We start from the raw sequence: 22,003 nt of genomic DNA on the forward strand, positions 1-22,003 counted from the left end.
TCGACTTGAAGTTTCATGATTTAATTGAAAATATTTTATTAAGGTTGGAACACTACTGCATACTTAATTTTTTGAAACATGATTTTTTTTCAAAAATTTAGATGAAATGAAAATTCACTGAATTTGATGATCCCTCGCTGTGTGGGCTTGTATTCGTTTTTATACGTTTACTTACGGATACATTCGGATATAAGCGTATGATTTACGAGTGTGAAATCGAAATCATCTCAACTTTGCCTTGTCAATTTTTTTTATTAACAATTTGTTTCACGTTTAAATTATTTTTATGAACACACTACGTAATTCAGTCCAATTGATTGGGCACCTTGGAAAGACACCAGAACTGATCACACTTGAAAAAGGTAGGTTAGTGGTTAAAGCAACTTTAGCTACTCATGAGACCTATACTTCAAACAATGGAGAGCACATTACCAACACCCATTGGCATAATCTTGTAGCCTGGGGGCGCTTGGCTGAGAACATGAGCAGGATTTTAGAAAAAGGAACTGCAGTATTAATAAAAGGCAAACTGGTCACACGATCTTATGAAGATAAGAGCGGAATTCCAAAGCTTGTTACAGAAATCATTGTTTCAGATTTCTTCAAAATGCAAAAAAATCAAGTCGCTTGATTTATTTATCAATATGTAATTAATTTTTTGTTTCACGTTTAAATAATAATTTATGAACACACTACGCAATTCAGTCCAGTTAGTTGGACATTTAGGTAAAGATCCTGAAGTTACTGATCTTGACAAAGGAAAGAAGTTAGCCAGAGTTTCAATGGCAGTTAATGAATATTACACATCTGCTAAAGGTGAAAAGACCAGTAACACACAATGGGTAAATCTTATCGCCTGGGATAAGAAGGCAGAATACCTGAGCAATCACCTTGTAAAAGGAAATGAGGTGATGGTACAGGGTAAGCTTTCGTCACGATCCTATGAGGATAAATCAGGACAGACAAAATATGTTACCGAAATTGTGGTCAATGAAGTTTATAAAATCAACAGGCCAAAAGAAGACTGATATACCTAATCTAGAGGAATAGCATATCAGCTTATGGAAAGGCTACTCAGTAATCAATACTGGGTAGTCTATCCTCTTTGGAGTAAAACTTTCTGAGCAAAATGAACCCCCTGTTCAGTCCAGCAGATTAAATACATTCCGTCAGATAAATTAGAAGGAAATTCAAATTGTTGACCAGAAAAAGATTGGGTTCCCCACACTTTTTGTCCAAATGAGTTTAATAAATCCACTTTCCCGGATTGGTGCATTGGATTTAACAGGATACCGGATGAAATAGCAGGATACCAAAGATTTTTAAATTGAAGGGGATTTCTTGTTGAAACATTGCATTGCTCATCCAACAGAGTTAAAAGGTATTCCCCTGGAAAAAACTGTCCTGGATATTCAAGTTCGAAATTACCGAATAGGGTAGACAAGGTAATTTTAATTACAGGTCGGTAAATTCCCGGTGGATTATCTGAAGTTGGAGTACCTTTTAAAATGAGACAACCAATTGAGTTTTTAGGAAAAACGCAATCAGGTGGGTTGCATTCGTAGGTTATTCCTTTTGGTAAGCCTGATATCGCATCCTTAGTTGCAATTTTTGCATTGTTGAGGTTTACAGGGATAGGTACACCAGGAATTGTAACGGTGTCAGATATTTTAACAGTGAGGTTAAATTCAAAAGGTTTGTTTATGCATGCCGGTTTATTAATACCTCCATTTGGATTTGCAGGTGAAATTGGTTTAGGGTAAACCCCTACTGCAGAATCTTTTACAGTACTGTCAGGTAGGCAGGCCTGAGAAAATCCACTTTGCAAAACAAGTAAAAGTGTAAAAAAGCAGTATAATTGTTTCATAATCCAATTTAAATTTGATGGCCAAGTTACAGATATTCAATATTAGTGGAAAGGAAATCTTTAGGATTTTTTCGATTTTGGTTCTAATCCTTCCTTTTATACCTAGTTTTTCACCTTTGAGGGCACAGGATAAAGTGGAAGGAGTGGTTAAGGACAAAAGGACAAATCACCCACTCCAGGGAGTCATTGTCAGGACAGGGTCTGCCGGCACGGTTACCGATGATAAAGGATATTTTCAAATAACTATGGATCCCAATGGGCTCAAGCAATTGAATTTTAGTTATCTCAGTTATAAGCAATTGGAATTAAAGCCTGATCAGTTGGAGCAAATCCAAGGATTATTGGAAATATTGATGGAGGAAGAAAATGTTTTGCTACAAACTGCTGTAATTAGTTCTTCAAGATTTGAGAGGCCAATCAGTGAGTCCCCTGTTTCGATGGAACTCATCAAGCCTGAATATCCTGAGAGGTTAACATCCACTTCCGTTCAACAGGTTTTAGATCGAGTACCCGGTGTTCAAATTTTAGACGGTCAGGCAAATATTCGAGGAGGGTCTGGCTATAGCTATGGAGCAGGAAGCAGAGTTATGTTGATAATGGATGACTTGCCCATCTTACAACCAGATGCCGGGTTTCCCAATTGGGATGATTTGCCTTTAGAGAATGTAGGGCAAATTGAAATTGTCAAGGGTGCGGCTTCAGCGTTGTATGGTTCTGCGGCTATGAATGGCATCATTCATTTTCGCAATATAAAACCATCCCTTGAGCCATTCACACGAATCAGCATTATTCCCCGGGTATATCTTACTCCAAAGTCCGGAAATCAATGGTGGGGAAAATCAAATAACATCCAACCAGGTGAGTTTATCAGCACATTTGTTCACCGAAAGAGATTCCAATCTACAGACTTAGTTCTTGGTGGGTATTATGGGAATAAAACCGGGTTTAATCAAGGCAATAACAGTCAGAATTTTCGAATCAACGGAAACATAGCCCATCATTTTAGTGAAAAATTAGCTGCCACCCTGGGAGTCAATATAAATACCGGAAACAGTTCGAGTTTTTTTTATTGGAACGGAGAAGGTTCTTTTTCAGGTGACACTACTTCCTATAGTAATTCAGAGAAATTGCGGTTTTCTTTAGATCCATCTGTTCAATATTTTACTTCAAAAAATTTTAAACATAAACTCATGACCAGATGGCTACATGTCAATAATAATGTTGACAATAACCAGTCCAACAAGAGTGAGAATTTTTATTCTGAATACCAAATTCAAAAAACATTTAAATCATTGGGCTTAAGTTTTAATGCAGGGATCGTGGGCAGTACTTCCTACATCAATGCAAAGCTTTATTCTGATACAATTTTTAATAGTTTTAATTTGGCGTCTTATGTGCAATTTGAACAAAAATTATTTGACAGACTCAATCTTAGTGCCGGAATCAGATATGAGTATTTTAGCTTAACTGGACCCAATTCAATTTCCGGAAAAAGCATTAAAAATCCATCGGTAGATCAGCGTCCGGTATTTCGGTTAGGGGCTAATTACAGACTCATGGCTGCAACTTATTTACGAGCAAGTTGGGGGCAAGGATTTCGCTTTCCAACGATTGCAGAGAAGTACATCACTACAAATGCAGGTGGCATTATGGTTACGCCAAATCCTGATCTAAAATCAGAATATGGTGATTCTTACGAAATTGGAGTCAAGCAAGGTTTAATCATTGGTAGATTTAAAGGGATGGTTGACTTTTCAGGATTTCTCTCGAGGTATCAAAATATGATGGAATTTTCTTTACTCTTTAAAGATTTCAGATTTTTATTTCAGTCTCAAAATGTTGGTGATACACGCATCAAAGGATTTGAAATCGGTGCACAGGGTGTTTTCGATTTTGGTCTACATAAAATTCAGGTGGCTGGTGGATATACCTATATAGATCCTAAATTTAAGGAGTGGGATATTACTGGTAAAGATGTTGCCATAAACACCTTGGACAAGGCTACGCAAGCCCAACGTAATGCAGCAAGCTCTACTTCTTCTTTAAATGTTCTTAAATATCGATCTAAGCATTTATTTAGATGGGATGTAGAATATCAGTTTAAGAAATTTTTTGCAGGGCTTAATTTCAACTATGCAAGTCATGTGGCGGCAGTAGATTGGTTATTTGAAGTGGATGTATTTATTCCGGGAGTGAAAGAATTTAGAAAAAAGCATAATTATGGATACCGGATATATGATTTCAGAATAGGCTATCAATTTGAGAAATATGAACTCCAAATAAATTTAAATAATGCATTTAACGAAGCCTATACTTTTAGACCTGGATTGATGGAGGCTCCAAGGAACATCAGTGCAAGAATGGCCTGGAGAATTAATGGTTAAGGTTTAAGGGAACTCTATAACCAAAATTGACATAGTAGAAGAATAATTTTAAATTGTCGCTGATTAAATAACTAACTTAATATTGAATATAGTTATCTAAAATCATAAAACAATATTAATCATTCTTCCGGGTACAATTATGATTTTTTTGATTGACTGACCTTCAACCCATTTTTTTATTTCATCCAGCAAGAGAACCTCTTCCATCAGTTCGTGATCCGGTTTTGTTTTTAGGACAAGCCATTCGCATCGTTTCTTACCATTCACACTTACCGGATAATTTATTTCTTCAGAAGTAAGATGTTTTTCATCATGAAGAGGCATTTCCTGATGATGAACTGAACCGTTTCCGCCTGATGCAAAATGAATTTCTTCTGTGATAAATGGTGCGAAGGGTGCAAGGAGTTTGTTTAATGTCAGTAAAATTTCTTTTTTATTGCAGTTTAATTTACGTAACTCATTTACACAAATCATAAATGCACTCACTGAAGTATTGAATGAAAGAACCTGCACATCATTGTTTACTTTCTTAATACAGGTATGTAGTATTTTCAGTTCTTCACTTGTTGGAAGTTCGTCTGTTAAATTAAAATTATTTTTATCTCCAAAAAATAGTTGGTAATATTTTTTTAAAAAACCAGCAACCCCACTTATTCCTTTGGTATCCCAGGGTTTAGAATCCTCAATAGGGCCCAGAAACATTTCATACATTCTAAAACAATCAGCTCCGTATTCTTCTACCACATCATCTGGATTGACCACATTATGATATCGTTTGGACATTTTTCCGACCTCGGTTTTGGTTTTTATTCTAAAGTCTGTGGGCAATTCTTTATAGGAACCTTTGAAATTTTCGTTTTCAAAAATTGCACTGGAATAATCGGATCTCCAATCCAAAAACTTTTGTATGCCATCCAAATTTAAATGAGCCTCGATACTGCCATAATTCATTACGAAATCTTTATGCACAGGAATAAAGGCTAATTCTTCCGGAAGATAATTTTTAGCTATTTCAGTTGATATAAAATGCGGAGGATGGGTTTCTTTGACCAGGCAGAGACTTTCGATCATTCCCTGGATCATGCCCTGATTAACTAATTTTTTAAAGGGTTCTATAGTAGGCACATAACCGAGATCATTTAAAAATTTATGCCAAAAGCGAGCATACATCAGATGTCCGACTGCATGTTCCGTACCACCAATGTAAAGATCTACATCTTGCCAGTAGATCATATTATTTTTGGAGGCAAATTCAGTGGAGTTGGTTGGATCCATGTATCGTAAAAAATACCAACTTGATCCCGCATAACCAGGCATGGTATCCGTTTCTCTGGTCTTGTTGTCTGAAAAATTAACCCAATCTTCCGCGGCTGCTAAAGGGGATTTTCCACCTATGCCTGCATTTATTTGATCAATATGAGGAAGGATGAGCGGTAATTCAGATTCATCAATGGGATGACAAACTCCTTCTTTGTCGTAATAAACAGGAAAGGGTTCACCCCAATATCTCTGTCGACTGAAATTGGCATCACGCATCCTGTATTGCACTTTTTCTTTTCCGATTTCAAGTCTTTCTATTTCTCGGATAATTTTTTCTATTGCGTCTTTGACTAAAAGTCCATCCAGCAAATCTGAGTTGATCATGTTCCCTAATTTATCTTCCGGACTTGCTGAAGGAAAAGCAGATTGATCAACTACCGATAAAATGGGAAGATTGAATTTTGTTGCAAATGCCTGGTCCCGCAAGTCATGTCCCGGTACAGCCATGATGGCACCTGTCCCATATTCAATCAAAACATATTCTGATATCCATATTGGAATAGTTTTTCCTGAAATTGGATTAATTGCATAGGATCCTGTAAATACACCGGTTACCGTTTTTATATCTGAAAGACGTTCCCGGTCTGATCTTTTATTGACATATTCAAGGTATTCCTCTACCTGATTTTTATTGGAAGCCGTAGTAAGTTTGTTAACCAGTTCATGTTCTGGAGCTATGACCATAAAACTGACACCGAATATGGTATCAGGTCTGGTTGTAAATATTTCTAGTTTTTGCTCGCTGTCTTTAATTTTAAAATAAATCTGTGCCCCCGTGGATTTTCCAATCCAATTTTTTTGCATGGTTTTTAATGCATCTGACCAGTCCAGGGTATCCAAATCATTCAACAATCTTTCTGCATAAGCCGAAATTCTTAATGCCCATTGGGTCATTGGTTTTTTTTCGACAGGAAAACCTCCTCTTTCGGAAACTCCGTCTTTAATTTCATCATTAGCAAGTACGGTACCCAATCCCTCACACCAATTCACAAAACTTTCCTTTCTATAGGCAAGACGATAGTTCATCAGTATCCTGGATTTTTCAAATGCAGACATAGCATGCCATTCCTCTGCACTGAAATTTTGCTCTTCCAAACCAAATGCCAGTGAGTTGGCAGACCCCTTTGTTTCAAAATGTAGAATCAATTCTTCGATAGGCCTTGCTTGTTTGATGGAAATGTTGAAATAGTGTTTGAATAATTTTAAAAATATCCACTGAGTCCATCGGTAGTAAGAAGGATTGCAAGTGATTACTTCCCGGCTCCAGTCATAATTCAAACCAATATTTGAAAGTTGATCCCGATAGCGCTGTATGTTATCCATGGTTGATTTGGCTGGGTGCACACCGGTCTGAATTGCATACTGTTCAGCAGGCAAGCCAAACGCGTCAAAACCCATAGGATGCAGTACATTAAAACCGGACATTTTCTTATGCCGGGCAAAAATGTCAGAAGCAATATATCCCAAAGGGTGACCTACATGCAAACCCGAGCCGGAAGGATACGGAAACATGTCCAGAACGTAATACTTAGGTTTTGAAAAATTATCTTCTACTTTGTAAACTTGATTATCTAACCAATTTTTCTTCCATTTTTTTTCAACTTCCCTATGATTGTAGTCCATTTGCCTGATTTTAAAGCAAAAATATGGAAATTGAGTAAGAAATCATGGATTACTTAATTTATATTTGGCAATTAGTGAGTATTCAAGCGGATATGAAGGGGGCAAAGGATGGTATGCATAAGAAAACACAATTTATGTTTGGGTTACTTTACCATTATTGCTGGCAAGGATTTAAAATTTATTTATTCAAAAGTTACCATCTGGAATCTTACCGTGTTAAAAATTAATTACATCAGGTTAAGGGTAAAATTAAATATTTGACCAAGCTGATTTATTAGAAGGGGCAAGTTTTCTAATCTCGGTTTATCTTATGATGTTGAGAAAATTTAAGGATAATTTCATTAAATTGATACAGATGAATATTCACCTTGACAACTTAAGGTTGGTTTGAATACCATTTTAAAGCATTTTTGTTCTAAGATTAATTTTTCTTTTCGTGAATTCACATCAAAATTAATTGGGTTATTTATTGAAAAATTAGGGGCCTGATAAATATTCGATACATATTATGAGATCCGACATTAATTAAAAAGTAATTAAAATTTTGAAAAAAAAACATAAAATATTTGGACTTCAAAATAATAACGGATATATTTGTCCGAAATACAATTATTGGTTATTCTAAGTATATAAATAGAAAATATCAGATTATTTGAGCGTGTAATTATTTATTACATCGGGAGGTGTTTTGTATACCGAAATTAACTTTTCGGAGGAGCGTTTACAAGTTAAAGTGAGATTTTTATTTTTCAGTTTACCTGGATGGGTCTGCGTGTCTCATTCAAGCAGATATGGTTATGGATCAAAGTTTATTTATTATAAAATTTAATTAGTTGATATGGAAAATCAAAATACTTCTTCGAAGAGCATCAGTTATATAATGAATACAAAAAACTGGTGGGGGCCTTTAACATTTATTTTAATCATCAGCATATTGGGTGTCGGTATGATTGGGTATCAGACCTACATTGATGCTCCGCCAATGTCTGGTTTTAGTGACGATAAAGGGAATGTTGTTATAGATAAGAAGACTCTTGAGCATGGACAAGAGGTGTTTCATAAGTATGCATTAATGGAGTACGGAAGTTTTTTTGGCGATGGAGCACAGCGAGGTCCAGATTTTACGGCAGAGGCACTCCACAAAATGTCGGTTTTTATGGCAGACTTTTATGCTAAAGAATTTACTGCGGCAAAGGGGAGTGCACCTGATGAATTTATGATGAAACAAATCAATGAGCGCATCAAGCAGGAACTTAAAGTGAATCGCTTTAACAAAGCTAAGGATATTGTGATGCTTACTCCGGCTCAAAATTATGCTCATGCACAATTGCAGAATTATTATTTAGAGATTTATAAAGGTGGAAAAAAGGAAAAGGGATTTCCTCCAACCAATTATATTACGGATGATGTTGAAATAAAGGATTTGAGTTCTTTCTTTTTTTGGGGCGCCTGGGTATGTGTTACGGAGCGACCTGGAACCACTTATAGTTACACACACAATTGGCCCTATGATCCGGGGTCAGGGAACACCCCTACGTCTCCGGTGATACTTTGGAGCGTTTTGGGTTTATTGGCCTTTGTTTTGATGTGCGGAATTGTGCTTTATTTTATTGGACAATACAATCAGTTACCTAATAAATTTTTTAAACCATCCACAAAAGATTTATTTTCAATGGAAAGGGTGGCGAGGTTTTCTCCAACACCCACTCAAAAGGCCAGTTTTAAATTTTTCTTTGTGGCCATTCTGCTTTTCTTTCTACAGGTTTCCAGTGGACTCATCACAATTAATGATTTTATCAATTGGTTAAGTTACATAGGTATTCATATTTCTGATGATGTACCTGTGACCATTTCGAGGAGTTGGCATTTGATGCTATCGCTTTATTGGATTTCAACTTGTTGGATAGCTTCTTCAATTTTTATTTTACCAATACTGTCTAAGAAGGAAGTGAAAGGGCAATTGGTCTTAGTAAATACCTTATTTGTATTGTTGTTCCTGCTCGTAGGCGGTTCATTAACAGGAATGGTATTGGGGCCATTGGGATTGATGGGAGAGTGGTGGTATTGGTTAGGACATCAGGGATGGGAATTTGTAGACTTTGGAAAAGTATATCAGGTGTTGCTCATGGGAATATTTATATTGTGGGGCACTGTTGTGTACCGTGGAATTAAGCCGGCTCTTATAAAGGGACAACCATGGAATCTGCCAAATTGGATCTTGTATTCTGTCATTGGAATTCCACTTTTATTTCTTTCAGGATTTGTTGCAAAGCCGGAGACCAATTTTGTGATCGCTGATTTTTGGAGATGGATGGTAATACATATGTGGGTCGAAGCATTTTTCGAAGTTTTCATTACGGTTATTGTTTCTTACCTGATGGTGTTGATGGGTTTAGTAAGCAGGCAGGCGGCCATTCGTGTTGTTTATTTTGCTACGGTATTATTTTTAGGAACCGGATTGCTGGGAATCTCACATAACTTTTATTGGAATGCGAAACCTGTTGCCACCATGGCTTTGGGAAGTGTATTTTCTACTTTGCAATTTGTACCACTTATTTTACTTACGGTGGAGGCATGGCGATTTAAAAATATGCCAAAGTTGGCAGTCGGTGATGTTGAGCATAAGCAACTAGGGAATTTTGGATTTCCTGAAGTGTTCTTATTTTTAATTGCGGTCAACTTTTGGAATTTTTTTGGTGCCGGCGTTTTAGGAATCATCATCAATTTGCCAATCATGAATTATTTCGAACATGGAACATACCTGACGGTCAACCATGCGCATGCTGCCTTAATGGGTGTGTATGGAAATATTTCTATTGCTGCTCTATTATTTGCTTCGAGATTGTTGATCAAGGATAAAAATTGGAACACCAAAGTGGTAACATTTTCTTTCTGGTCCATTAATGTTGGACTGATGTTAATGGTAGTATTGGATCTCTTTCCAGCCGGATCTATCCAGTTTAAGGCTGTTGTAGAGCGTGGGTTATGGTTTGGTCGTTCATCTGAATTTATAGATTATGGTATTTTTAATTCATTGACCTGGCTACGGGGGATTGGAGCTACTGTTTTTTTTGGTGGGGGTGTCATTCCATTAACTTGGTTTATTGTTTCGAGGGTAAAATCCTTAAAGGCGAATGCTTTAAGCATTGAAGAGATGGATCCTCAGCAAGTTGCTGTTCAAAAATATCAAACCGTTCCGGAAAAAGAAATGGTATTTTAGAATAAACATTAAAAATTAAACACTCAAAAGTGTCATCGAGAAAAGTCGGTGACACTTTTTTTAAAGTTTTAAATAGGTTTCACCATTTTTTAACCCTTTAATCAGATCATGAAGGCTGGTTTTTCCGAATACATCCAACAACTTGTTTTTTATAGGTTTATACTTGTGGTGAAAAGGGCAGGGCTGATGATCAGAACACTCGTCTAATCCAAGGCTGCATCGGTTGAGTACATCCCCATCGATAGCTTGAACAATCCGGATCAGTTTTATTTTGGCCATCTGATTTATCTCTACTTCGAAACCTCCACCCGGACCCTTAACAGATTTAATAATCTTATCCTTAACTAATTTTTGCAAAATTTTGGAAGTAAAGGCCTCCGGCGATTCTATTTTTTTAGCAACCTCTTGCAGATTTACACGATGTCCCAGTATAGATTGCGATGCAATGTATATGGAAGAACGAATGGCATATTCACAGGCTTTTGAAAACATTAGACTATTTTATAATGATCCGGGGCAAATATCGACATTGTTTATTATTAAATTTTCAGTATGGGTTATTTAATCCAATTTTATCAATAGAATTTTTATCTCAAGGTAAAATAACTGAAAATGCATATTATATTGACCTGGTGTTTGACCGTGTTTAGAATGGGGGCTAATAACTTTCGCTGTTGGGAAGAATTGCGGGTCAAATCAAAAATTTGAGGAGAAACCAGTTTTACGGAACCCGTTTTTTACTAAAGTTGTCCTAAATTCCATCCTATTATCATTGTTCTTTTTTGTCTTAATACAAAAAAGAACCAAAAAAAATCAAGGCTGTTTTCATTTCTTAACGCTAAAACTAATTTAAAAAGCTAAACAAAATAAACTCGCCTTAGGCCGCATTCATAGCTCATGGCCTTACTGTTATAAATTCATTGGAATGTCTGCATGCTAGCTCAAACAGTATTTTGTTTTGAACGCTTTTTAAATCGGTTTTAGCTAAAATGAAAAAGGCCGATCTGAATTTCTAATTCGATAACTATATGATGAGGTATTGGAATTTATTTTATACTAATAAGGATAAAAAATCGAGATTATTCAAAAAAAAATTTAATTAATTAGTGCTTAGATATACTAAATGGGATGTTTCAACCCAATGAATAGAGTTATCTATTGAGGAATATTTTTTTTGGAAAGGTAGACCGAATATTTTTCCCTACATTCACTAAAAGAAAATGACTCACCTAAGCAAGTCACTTTCTTAAACAAATTAGAATAAAGAACTACAACAAATTGTTGCCTATTGGATTTTAATTTTTATTTCTTCCAAGGTAGTTGCAATACTTTTCGGGCACAAAGAATTCCACAGAAATTTCCACTGTCGAAATCCATTCTGTAATGTACGCCAAGCGGTAATCTACTGAAAGCATTTTCTATTGCAAGATCACGCAAAGAGTTGAAAGATCTTGGAGTACCCAGGAAGTCTGTTCTGTTCTGATGACAGAAATCCGTGAACGGATAGCTGGAACCAACAAAAGCCTCAATTATACCCATACCTGAAAAGGCGAAGGTAGAATGACCTGAAGGGTAAGCTGGAAACGGTGGTGTAAATCCAAGCCATGGTATTGTAAAGTTAGGATCAATCACTCTTCTGATGTAGGTGATGGGTCTTTCCACATTGAACTTATATTTGTTGTACCAGGCGATCACCGCGGCATCACTCAATGCCATACTCAATTGAGCATATAATACACAGGTTTTTTCCAAATTGAATCTTTCCTTTTCCACGATTTGATCAGCCACAGATATCATTCTGGCAGGTGGGCTAAAAGTCCAACCAACACGGTCATCTGACCAGAATTCTGAAATGTGTTCCATTTCTCCTTTAGGATTATTTCTGGCTTGATTTGTCAGGACATATGTTTCATAAGCCTGAGAGTAGATCAAAGAATTTTTATCTGAATCACAACCGTATGGCGCAACCAAGGCATCCATATCTGAGCGTGATAGTCCAAATCTTCTTACTTCACCCCATTGTGAATACAATCCTTTGTCAGCATCCTGAGGGTCAGTAGGTATCCACTCACAGCCTTGTGCATTCACGGCTTTAGGAAATGGATTTAAATGTCCGTTATGTCCTACCTTATCCGTGGTAGAATAAATCCAGATTGCTTCAGCTACTGCTTTTCCATGTTCTTTGGAACGTTTGATTAAATCATCCTCTTCTTCAAGATCGTAAGTTGCCTGTAATTCATACTCTTTAGCGGCAATATTGTTTAGAATCTCAACAGTACTGAGAATGTTTCCGGATTTATCTTTAAAAGTTACGTTTTCAAAAAATTTCTGCATGAGATAGCCATAAGATGCATTAATTACTTCCGGCCAATACAAATCTTTTTTTATTTCCGGTAACCCGCTGATGACAAGTCTGTATCTGAGTGATTGATAATCCGGCATCCCACCCAAGCAAGCTTCATAGGCACTCAACGCCATGTAAGCAAGTGCCCTTGGTGCAGGACCGGGTCTGTAAAAAGCAGCATACCGATCTGTCTCTAAAAAAATATTTGTCCATTCATGGTACACACTCGAGGGATAACTTTGCAAGGTGAGCGACGATGAGTTGTTGGTTTCGGTTTTGTTACATCCGGTATTTAATCCTAATGTCAGGACAAATACCAAGAGCAGAATGCGCATTAGATTTTTCATGATGAAATAATTATAATGATTTAAAAATTGTTTTTCCGAATTTATTAATTGATTATTTTAATTTCTGATTTCAATCTGTAGATTTTTAGTCTGTATATCTTTTGCTTTAATTTTGGTGGAATTGTTTCTTAGATTTCCTAATGTTTTACAATTGTTGAAAAAATTTTGAATATAAAATGGTCCTGAGTAACCTAGTTCTTCCAGAAATGAAGCCATTAACTGAACTGAATCGATTTCCAATAAATCCGAATGGTAAGTAGTCCTCACTTCAAACGGAATTCCTGCTTGTTTCAAAAGCTTAAAACATTGGACAAATTCATCAAACTTATTAATGGAGGTCACTTTTAAAAATAAATCTGCAGGAGCTTTGAAGTCGATGGCAACGTAGTCAAGTAGATTTTTTTGAAGTAATTTTTCTAAATGCTTTGGCTGTGATCCATTGGTATCCACTTTGATCTTAAGTCCTAATACTTTTATTTCCTGAATAAAATTTTCTAAATTATGATGCATCAGACACTCTCCACCACTTAATACTACTCCATCCAACAGATTGTTTCTGGATTTAAGAAAATCAAGAGCTTCATTAAAATCTATCTTTCCTTTACCCCTGACCACATCCACATTGTAACAATAACCACAGTTCATGTTGCATCCTGCAAACCAAATGATGCATGAAAGCATGTCAGGAAAATCCAACATACTGAAAGGGGTAATATGATAAATTGGTTTATTCATTCGTGTTTTCGACAAAATAAATTCTTTCTTTATGTTCTCCCTTTTTGCCAAGGTTGAAACTTTCTACAGGTCTCAAATACCCCATGACTCTAGTGAATACAAGGCATTTGGTTCTTCTCATTTGATTTGCTTCAAGAATTGAAATTTCCGGTTCTGGTAACATGATATAAAAGTTTAATTGTTTTTTATTTCCATTAGAATATCCGCATCGCATTTGGGACAATATTCGTGCTCGCCATTTAGATATCCATGTTTTTCGCAGACACTGAAGACAGGTGTAATGGTTACATACGGGAGTCTAAATTGTGAAATGGTGCGTTTGATAAGTTTTTTACATGCTTCAGGCGAACTAATTTTTTCGCTCATGTAAAGATGCAGTACAGTGCCTCCTGTGTATTTGGTTTGGAGTTCGTCTTGTTGATACAATGCTTCAAAAGGATCATCTGTATAATTTGCCGGCAGCTGAGAACTATTGGTATAGTAAATATTTTTTTCATTTCCTGCCTGGATGATGTCAGGGAATCTTTTTAAATCTTCTTTTGCAAATCTGTACGTGGTTCCTTCTGCAGGTGTTGCTTCCAGATTATAAAGGTTTCCTGTTTCCTGTTGAAAATTTGTGATTTTATTTCTGATCAATTCCAATATTCTTAACGCGAAGTCTTTTCCATTTTCATCCGCAATGTTCATTTGATCATTTGAAAAATTTCTGATCATTTCATTCATACCATTCACCCCAATAGTTGAGAAATGGTTTTGAAATCCTTTCAGGTATCTTTTAGAATATGGGTATAAACCTCGGGCAAACAGATCTGAAATAAATCCTCGCTTTTTTTCCAGACTTGATTTCGCTATCTGTAACAATTTGTCAAGTTGGTTCATTAATTCAGCTTCATTTTCTTTATACAGATATCCCAGGCGTGCCATGTTAATGGTTACTACGCCAATGCTTCCTGTTAATTCGGCACTCCCAAAAAGTCCATTGCCTCTTTTTAATAATTCTCTTAAATCCAGTTGCAACCTGCAGCACATGCTTCTGATCGCATTGGGTTTGTATGCATACGGGTTCTCTATTTTATTTCCGTTTTCATCATACATGTATTGGCTACCAATAAAGTTTTGAAAATAGGATGAACCTATTTTAGCAGTATTTTCGAACAATACATCGGTGTTGGGTCCATTCCAGTCAAAAGCCTCTGTAATATTCACAGTTGGAATTGGAAAAGTAAACGGCTGACCATTTGCATCACCCTCTGTGAGAATGGTATAGAATGCCTTGTTGATCAATTCCATTTCAGGTTGGAAATGTTTGTAGGACATGTCTTCCGGATGATTGACTCCTCGTTCCTTGACTCTTTGAAGAAAATCAGGATGATTCATAGATCTGAAAAGATGAACATCGTTTTTGGTAGGAATTTGCCCTTTGAGGTCTTCAGGAACCACCCAGTCAAGAGTTACATTTGTGAATGGGGATTGCCCCCATCTTGCCGGGACATTAAGGTTGTATACAAAACTTCTGATGGCTTTGAGGATCTCATCATAGGTTAACCCATCTTTGAAAACATAAGGTGCCAGATAGGTATCGAAGGAGCTAAATGCTTGTGCCCCTGCCCATTCACTTTGTAGAATCCCTAGAAAATTAGCCATTTGTCCCAAGGCCTCTCTAAGATGAGAAGGTGGCTTACTGGCTACCCTGCCACGAACACCGTTAAATCCCTCGTTGAGCAGCATGCGCAAACTCCATCCTGCACAATAACCTGTCAGGCAATCAAGATCATGTATATGAATGTCCGCATTTCGGTGGGCATATCCTTCCTCTTTGGAATATACGCTGTCCAGCCAATAGTTCGCGATCACTTTACCTGCCACGTTGTTGATCAAGCCTGCACTGGAATAAGAGGTGTTCGCATTTGCATTGATTCTCCAGTCAGATTTGTCAATGTATTCATTCACGGAAAGACTGCAATCTATATAGGTCGTATCTTCATTTAATCCGTGGATGTGTTCACGCTGCATTTTTCTGGTATGGCGGTAAAGCATAAATGCTTTCATCACCTTGAATTGTCCGGCCTGATGCAAACTTTCCTCAATTAGATCCTGAATTTCTTCAACGGCCCAAACTTCCTTGTCTTTCAATTTATGGGCAATTCGGGAAAGTATGTTTTTCTCCAACTTTACAGAAGAAGAATCAAATGCTTTGCAGATGGCATCTTCAATTTTGAAGAACTCAAAAGGCTGGTACTGTCCGTTTCTTTTAATCACCCAAGAAGACATCCTGATTAATTTTTATATAAAAAATTGAATATTTTATTTCCACTCTTTTTTTGTGCGGTGAGCCTTTTCAACATTTGTGGAAAAACATCGCACGCATCAGTATCGTGTTCATTTTTTAAATAAGATAATAAAGTCTTAAATAGCATCAAAAAAAGGTTTTATCTAGATTCTCATTTTTCCTGTCTGCACTTTTTCCGCAAGGTGAGCCAAAGTTGTTTTTTGAAATTCCATCTTCATTTTACCCCTGACATCTTTCCAAAACATATGCACAGGGCAGGGTTCCCGTTCTCCACACCCCGGCAGACCCAGCATGCAAGTATCAAAGAAATCTTCCCCCTCCAAAATGTTTATGACATCGATCAGGAATACTTTATTCACAGGTTTATTTAAGAAAATTCCTCCGGAAGGTCCTCTAAGGGATTCTAATATACCTTTCTGAGTCAGCAACTGGAAAGACTTGGTCAGAAAATGGAATGAAATATCCAGATTCTCAGAAATTTCTCCAATGGTTACGGGTGTGTCTTTTGACTCTTTACCGGCCATGTATATGAGGGCCCTAAGGCTGTAAATCGTTGCTTTGGAAAGAACTTTCAATAGGTATTATTTTTAATTAAGATAATTAAGTCTCAAATATAGAGTTATTTTTATATTTTCAAAATAAAATGAAATTCTTTATTTCATTTTTTAAAAATAATTGTTGGCAAAGGATGTTATTCAGGAGTGAGCAAAAAGAAAAACCCCGAGATCTTATTTAAAAGTCCCCGGGGTTCATGATTTTGATTAGATACTATCTTAACTGCCGCATTGCAGACAACCGTCTTCCATGGTGCAGATTTGTCCTTCCACGATGTCGTCCTGGCTGATGCTCTTGACAGAATCCATGAGGGATCCCACGATTTCTTTATTGTATGATGAAGATACAGAGACCGATGTTTCTTCCAGTGTGACGACTTCTTCTACTACGTCATCTACAAATTTTCTCTGATGTTTTTCGCCTAAGGTAAATTTTATTGGGTCTACGGCTGCTTTGGTCCTTAGGTAGTACATACCGGTCTTTAATCCTTGCTGCCATGCGTGAAAATGCATGGAAGAGAGTTTTCCGAAGGTAGCATTTTCGAGGAACAGATTTAAACTTTGACTTTGGCAAATGTAGGCTCCTCGGTCTGCGCTCATGTCAATAATTGCTCTTTGACTTATTTCCCAAGCGGTTTTATAAAGCTCTTTCATTTCCGCTGGAATTCCGGGAATTCTTTGAATGGAGCCATTATGTGCCATCAGCGTTTCTTTCATTTCTGAATTCCAAAGTCCCATTTTGATAAGGTCTTCAAGTAGATGTTTGTTGACCACCATATATTCACCACTCAAAGTACGTCTGGTATAAAAGTTGGAAGTGTAAGGTTCAAAACATTCGTTATTTCCTAAAATTTGTGAAGTGGAGGCCGTAGGCATAGGAGCGAGCAGAAGGCTATTTCGCACACCATGTTTCATCACCTCTGCTTTAAGTCCATTCCAATCATATCTTTCCTGCGTTGGGTTTACGTCCCACATGTCAAATTGGAAGATGCCTTGTGAAATCGGGCTACCTTTAAATGTCTGATACGGTCCATCCACTTTTGCCAGTTCGCAAGATTCGCTTACAGCAGCATAATAGATGGTTTCGAAAATTTGTTTATTCAACTTTTTAGCGCCATCTGAATCAAATGGAAACCTCATCAGAATGAAGGCATCGGCAAGACCCTGGACGCCAATCCCAATTGGACGATGTCTGAAGTTGGAGTTTTGAGCTTCTGGAATGGGGTAATAATTGATGTCGATAATTCTATTAAGATTCCTGGTGATGACTCTGGTAACCTCTTCCAACTTTTTAAAGTCAAAAGTTTTGTTTTGTATGAACTTAGGAAGGGAGATGGAGGCAAGATTGCATACCGCTACTTCATCGGGTGCAGTATATTCAATGATTTCGGTACAAAGATTCGAGGATCTGATGGTCCCCAGATTTTTTTGGTTGGATTTTTTATTTGCGGCATCCTTAAACAGGATGTAAGGTGTTCCGGTTTCAATTTGAGATTCAAGTATGTTGAACCAAAGTTCCTGAGCACGGATGACTTTCCTTGCGCGGCCTTCATTTTCATATTTATGATAAAGCGCTTCGAACTCACCTCCATAGGTATCATACAAACCAGGCGCTTCATTTGGACAGAAGAGAGACCATTCCTTGTCTTCTTTTACTCTTTCCATGAAAAGATCAGGAATCCACATGGCATAGAAGAGGTCACGGGCTCGGAGTTCTTCTTTACCATGGTTCTTTTTTAATTCAAGGAAATCTTCAATGTCTGCGTGCCATGGTTCAAGATATACAGCAAACGCGCCTTTTCTTTTACCACCGCCCTGATCCACGTATCGTGCAGTGTCGTTGAAAACTTTTAACATTGGGATGATTCCATTGGAAGTTCCTCCTGTGCCTTTGATGTAGCTTCCTTTGGCTCGTACATTGTGGATGCTAATTCCTATCCCTCCGGCAGATTGAGAGATTTTTGCACATCGGCTAAGCGTTTCGAAGATGCCTGTTATGGAATCGTCTGTCATGCTCAGCAGAAAGCAAGAAGAAAGTTGGGGTTTTGGGGTTCCTGCATTGAAAAGGGTAGGTGTGGCATGCACAAACCACTTTTCAGACATCAGGTTATAGGTTTCAATGGCCTTGTCGACAGCCAGGCCATGAATTCCTATGGAAGCTCTCATGAGCAAATGTTGTGGTCGTTCTACGACTTTTTTATTCGTGCGCAAGAGATATGATCTTTCGAGTGTTTTAAACCCGAAATAATCAAAACTGTAGTCACGGTCGTAGATAATCGCAGAATCTAATTTATCGGCATTTTGGCGAATGACCTCTATGGTTTCATCACTGATGAGACCTGCTTTTTGGTTGGTATTTGGATCAACATAATTGTACAAGGCCTCCATGGTTTCCGAGAAGGACTTGTTGGTGTTCTTGTGTAGGTTAGAGATGGCAATGCGTGCGGCCAGTAGGGCATAGTCCGGATGCACAGCAGCAAAAGAAGCAGCTGTTTCGGCTGCGAGATTATCCAGTTCGGAAGTGCTTACACCATTGAACAATCCGAGGATGACTTTTTTGGAGATCTCAATGGCGTCTACAAAATTTGCATCAAGACCGTAACATAGTTTTTTAATTCTTGCGGTGATCTTATCGAAACTTACGTCTTCGCGTTTGCCATTGCGTTTAATTACTTGCATAGTGAGCTTGAGTTGAAAAGGTTAAAGAATAGGTTTTTACTGTGAAAAATTCGTTTAGAACTCTTCGTCAATGGTGAATACCTTTTTTTCGTGCCCGGCGGTTACCCCGGCTTTTTGATAATCACCCACCCTCTTTTCAAAGAAATTGGTTTTACCTTGCATGGAAATTAAATCCATCCATGCGAATGGATTGTCTTTAAAGTATACTTTTTCATTTCCTAATGAAACCAGTAGCCTGTCTGCAACAAACTCAATGTATTCGCACATGAGTTCAGCATTCATTCCGATGAGTGCTACAGGGATAGAATCGGTTACAAATATTTTTTCGATTTCCACCGCTTCTGTGATGATGGTGCGGATGGTCTCTTTAGGAAGTTTATTTTCAATGTGTTGGTTGTAAAGAAGACAAGCAAAATCACAATGCATGCCTTCATCCCGGGAAATCAGTTCATTGGAAAAGCTTAAACCGGGCATTAAACCTCTCTTTTTAAGCCAGAAAATTGAACAGAATGATCCACTGAAGAAGATACCTTCAACAGCGGCGAAGGCTACTAATTGTTCTACAAAATTTCCCTGGCTGATCCATCGGAGTGCCCAATCGGCTTTTTTGCGAACACAATCCAAATTGTCAATGGCATGAAAGAGGAAATCTTTTTCTTTATTGTCTTTAATGTATGTATCAATTAGAAGAGAATATGTTTCAGAATGGATGTTTTCCATCATGATCTGAAACCCGTAGAAGAATTTTGCCTCGGTGTATTGTACAGTGCGGACCATATTTTCTGCAAGATTTTCATTGACGATTCCGTCACTTGCTGCAAAGAAGGCCAGTACATGTTTGATGAAATGTTTTTCGTCGTCGTTCAGCTTAGTTTCCCAATCTGTAAGATCCGCCTGAAGGTCAATCTCTTCCGGAGTCCAAAAGCAGGCCTCTGCATTTTTGTAAAATTTCCATATATCATCGTGTTCAATTGGGAAAAGTACAAATCGGTTGGGATTTTCTTTGAGTAGCGGTTCTATATGGTTGTTCATTTGATCTGAAATTGATGTGGTTCTTACTGTTTTCTCAAAAGAGGGCTCAAAATTATCGAATCTCTCCTGAATATATATTAATAAATTAGATATATTTTTTTTTAATATTTGTTAGACTTTGATTTTTAGAATTTAGAAGGCTAAATTTCTTTAAATCAACTTAAAAAAAACATATTAACATTTATTATTATATCTTGAGTCAAAGATAATCTGATGCCGTACTAAATGCCCGATTACTTTTCCACATATTGTGGAAAACTTTAATAAGATGAAGAGGTTTAGTGAATTATAAAAAATAAAAAAATGAGAATTGTGGAAAACACATTTGCAATGGTCATTATGTATAAAAATACAAATCCCTGTAAATTAGATATGTGTTAAAAAAAATATATAAATTGTGAATTTTTCTCTTTTGGTGCGGTTTCACCTTATAAAACATCTTTGACTTTAAAAAACCAGGCAAGACCTAAGCTGAAGCTGATGGAAAGAAAAAGGATGATGTAAAAGGAGTAGGCAGAGTCCCCTAACCAAAAAGGTAGGTGGACGTTCATTCCGAAAAAACTTGCCACCAAGGTAGGCACCATCAATATGATGGTTATGACTGTAAGTCTGTTTACAAATTTGTTGAGATTGTTGGATATAATAGATGCATATGCCTCCATAGTACCATTGAGGATATTGGTATAAAGTTGTGCCACCTCCCGCGCCTGATTGTTGTCTACAATGATATCTTCAAACAAATCTAAAAGGTCTTCATTGTCTTTAATGCCAAGGAAATCAGTCCTTCTCATTTTAATTTTAAGCAGTTCATTGGCATTCAGGGAGTTGACAAAATAAACCAAACTTTTTTCAATTCTCAAAAGACTTTTTAACTCCCCACTTCGGCTGGAGTGGTATAATTCCTCTTCAATAAGGCTTCTTCGCAGATTTAATTTCTTGAGATAGTCCAGGAAAAGTAAAACTGTTTGCTCGAATAACTGAAGAATGAATAAACGTTCATTTCTGGGATCAAATCCTTTAATCTTGAAATGGCAGAATTTCTCTAAAACGGGATTGTCCCAGGCTGATACGGTAATAATTTTACCCTGACAAAGGATAATGCCGACAGGTATGGTAATGAAAATAGGATCGTTTTCCTTCTCAGTTTCATTGACCACTGGTGTATGAAAAATAATACTTCGCGCTTCGTCGTATTTCTCATAGCGAGCACGTTCTTCAATATCCAGTGGGTCGGTAAGAAAGTCTGTTGAAATCTTGAGTGTTGTTGCCAACTGCTCCAGTTCTCCATCCTGATAAGGTGGAGAAAGGTTAACCCAGGAGGCTTCTTTCAGCAAATCCAATTCCTGGAAAACTCCATCGCTTATGCCAAAGTAACGGATCATCTTTTGTGTTTTCTGAAAGTAATTGAATCATAATAATAATGGCATTAGCTGCTATGGCAAAGTTACAAAAACCAAGCCAATTAATCTAGCTTAAATGACCCTGGAGCAAACTTAATTTTACCTCCAAGCAAGTCCGGGTCTGCCACTTTGTTTGGCAATAACCCTGTAAAAGAAATCTGCATAAAAGAAAAAGACCCCGCTTCGTTAAGCAGGGTCTTTTTCAATA

General features: G+C 37.2%; 15 protein-coding genes. 4 read left to right on the plus strand and 11 right to left on the minus strand.

All coding sequences use genetic code 11. The features are described from left to right. The first annotated feature begins 286 nt into the window (after positions 1 to 286). Together ssb and IPJ53_06535 are read left to right on the plus strand one after the other, a co-directional pair. A complete protein-coding gene (ssb, locus tag IPJ53_06530; GenBank protein ID MBK7798747.1) occupies positions 287 to 631 on the plus strand; it encodes a single-stranded DNA-binding protein in 345 nt (114 codons plus the stop codon). A 52-nt stretch (positions 632 to 683) separates the two neighbouring features. Beyond that, positions 684 to 1,028, plus strand: a complete 345-nt coding sequence (locus tag IPJ53_06535) for a single-stranded DNA-binding protein (protein ID MBK7798748.1) — start codon at positions 684 to 686, stop codon at positions 1,026 to 1,028. Positions 1,029 to 1,096: 68 nt separating this feature from the next. Here IPJ53_06535 and IPJ53_06540 read toward each other — a convergent pair whose 3' ends face one another. After that, on the minus strand, positions 1,097 to 1,867 hold the full coding sequence (locus tag IPJ53_06540) for a hypothetical protein (protein MBK7798749.1): 771 nt from the start codon (positions 1,865 to 1,867) through the stop codon (positions 1,097 to 1,099). A gap of 17 nt (positions 1,868 to 1,884) precedes the next feature. Between IPJ53_06540 and IPJ53_06545 the strand changes: the two genes are divergently transcribed. Next, entirely contained in the window at positions 1,885 to 4,251 is a 2,367-nt protein-coding gene (locus tag IPJ53_06545; protein MBK7798750.1) for a TonB-dependent receptor, read from the plus strand. A 102-nt stretch (positions 4,252 to 4,353) separates the two neighbouring features. On the opposite strand, the gene IPJ53_06550 is transcribed toward IPJ53_06545, so the two are convergent. Beyond that, positions 4,354 to 7,194: a leucine--tRNA ligase gene (locus IPJ53_06550; protein MBK7798751.1), complete on the minus strand. Its 2,841-nt coding sequence runs from the start codon at positions 7,192 to 7,194 to the stop codon at positions 4,354 to 4,356. Positions 7,195 to 8,032: 838 nt separating this feature from the next. Here IPJ53_06550 and IPJ53_06555 point away from each other — a divergent pair. Beyond that, a complete protein-coding gene (locus IPJ53_06555; protein MBK7798752.1) occupies positions 8,033 to 10,414 on the plus strand; it encodes a cbb3-type cytochrome c oxidase subunit I in 2,382 nt (793 codons plus the stop codon). A 60-nt stretch (positions 10,415 to 10,474) separates the two neighbouring features. Here IPJ53_06555 and IPJ53_06560 read toward each other — a convergent pair whose 3' ends face one another. The 9 genes from IPJ53_06560 to IPJ53_06600 form a co-directional block, all read right to left on the minus strand. Further along, positions 10,475 to 10,906 (minus strand): Rrf2 family transcriptional regulator, encoded by a 432-nt coding sequence (locus IPJ53_06560; protein MBK7798753.1) that lies wholly within the window; start codon positions 10,904 to 10,906, stop codon positions 10,475 to 10,477. Positions 10,907 to 11,716: 810 nt separating this feature from the next. After that, on the minus strand, positions 11,717 to 13,105 hold the full coding sequence (locus IPJ53_06565; GenBank protein ID MBK7798754.1) for a vanadium-dependent haloperoxidase: 1,389 nt from the start codon (positions 13,103 to 13,105) through the stop codon (positions 11,717 to 11,719). Between the two features lie 57 nt (positions 13,106 to 13,162). Beyond that, positions 13,163 to 13,840, minus strand: coding sequence for an anaerobic ribonucleoside-triphosphate reductase activating protein (locus IPJ53_06570; GenBank protein ID MBK7798755.1), 678 nt, complete (start codon positions 13,838 to 13,840; stop codon positions 13,163 to 13,165). After that, on the minus strand, positions 13,833 to 14,003 hold the full coding sequence (locus IPJ53_06575) for a hypothetical protein (GenBank protein MBK7798756.1): 171 nt from the start codon (positions 14,001 to 14,003) through the stop codon (positions 13,833 to 13,835). The genes IPJ53_06570 and IPJ53_06575 overlap by 8 nt, the downstream gene beginning before the upstream one ends. An 11-nt stretch (positions 14,004 to 14,014) precedes the next feature. After that, positions 14,015 to 16,111, minus strand: coding sequence for a ribonucleoside triphosphate reductase (locus IPJ53_06580; protein MBK7798757.1), 2,097 nt, complete (start codon positions 16,109 to 16,111; stop codon positions 14,015 to 14,017). Positions 16,112 to 16,273: 162 nt separating this feature from the next. Next, complete coding sequence (locus tag IPJ53_06585) at positions 16,274 to 16,705, minus strand: Rrf2 family transcriptional regulator (GenBank protein MBK7798758.1); 432 nt, start codon at positions 16,703 to 16,705, stop codon at positions 16,274 to 16,276. Between the two features lie 198 nt (positions 16,706 to 16,903). After that, positions 16,904 to 19,363 (minus strand): ribonucleoside-diphosphate reductase subunit alpha, encoded by a 2,460-nt coding sequence (locus IPJ53_06590; GenBank protein ID MBK7798759.1) that lies wholly within the window; start codon positions 19,361 to 19,363, stop codon positions 16,904 to 16,906. 54 nt (positions 19,364 to 19,417) lie between these two features. Continuing rightward, entirely contained in the window at positions 19,418 to 20,395 is a 978-nt protein-coding gene (locus IPJ53_06595; protein ID MBK7798760.1) for a ribonucleotide-diphosphate reductase subunit beta, read from the minus strand. A 428-nt stretch (positions 20,396 to 20,823) separates the two neighbouring features. Beyond that, positions 20,824 to 21,777 carry a magnesium transporter CorA family protein gene (locus IPJ53_06600; protein ID MBK7798761.1) on the minus strand — a complete coding sequence of 318 codons (954 nt, stop codon included), beginning with the start codon at positions 21,775 to 21,777 and terminating at the stop codon, positions 20,824 to 20,826. Between the last annotated feature and the right edge of the window lie 226 nt (positions 21,778 to 22,003).

Origin of the sequence: Candidatus Vicinibacter affinis (genome assembly GCA_016714365.1) — a bacterium.
Classification (GTDB): domain Bacteria; phylum Bacteroidota; class Bacteroidia; order Chitinophagales; family Saprospiraceae; genus Vicinibacter; species Vicinibacter affinis.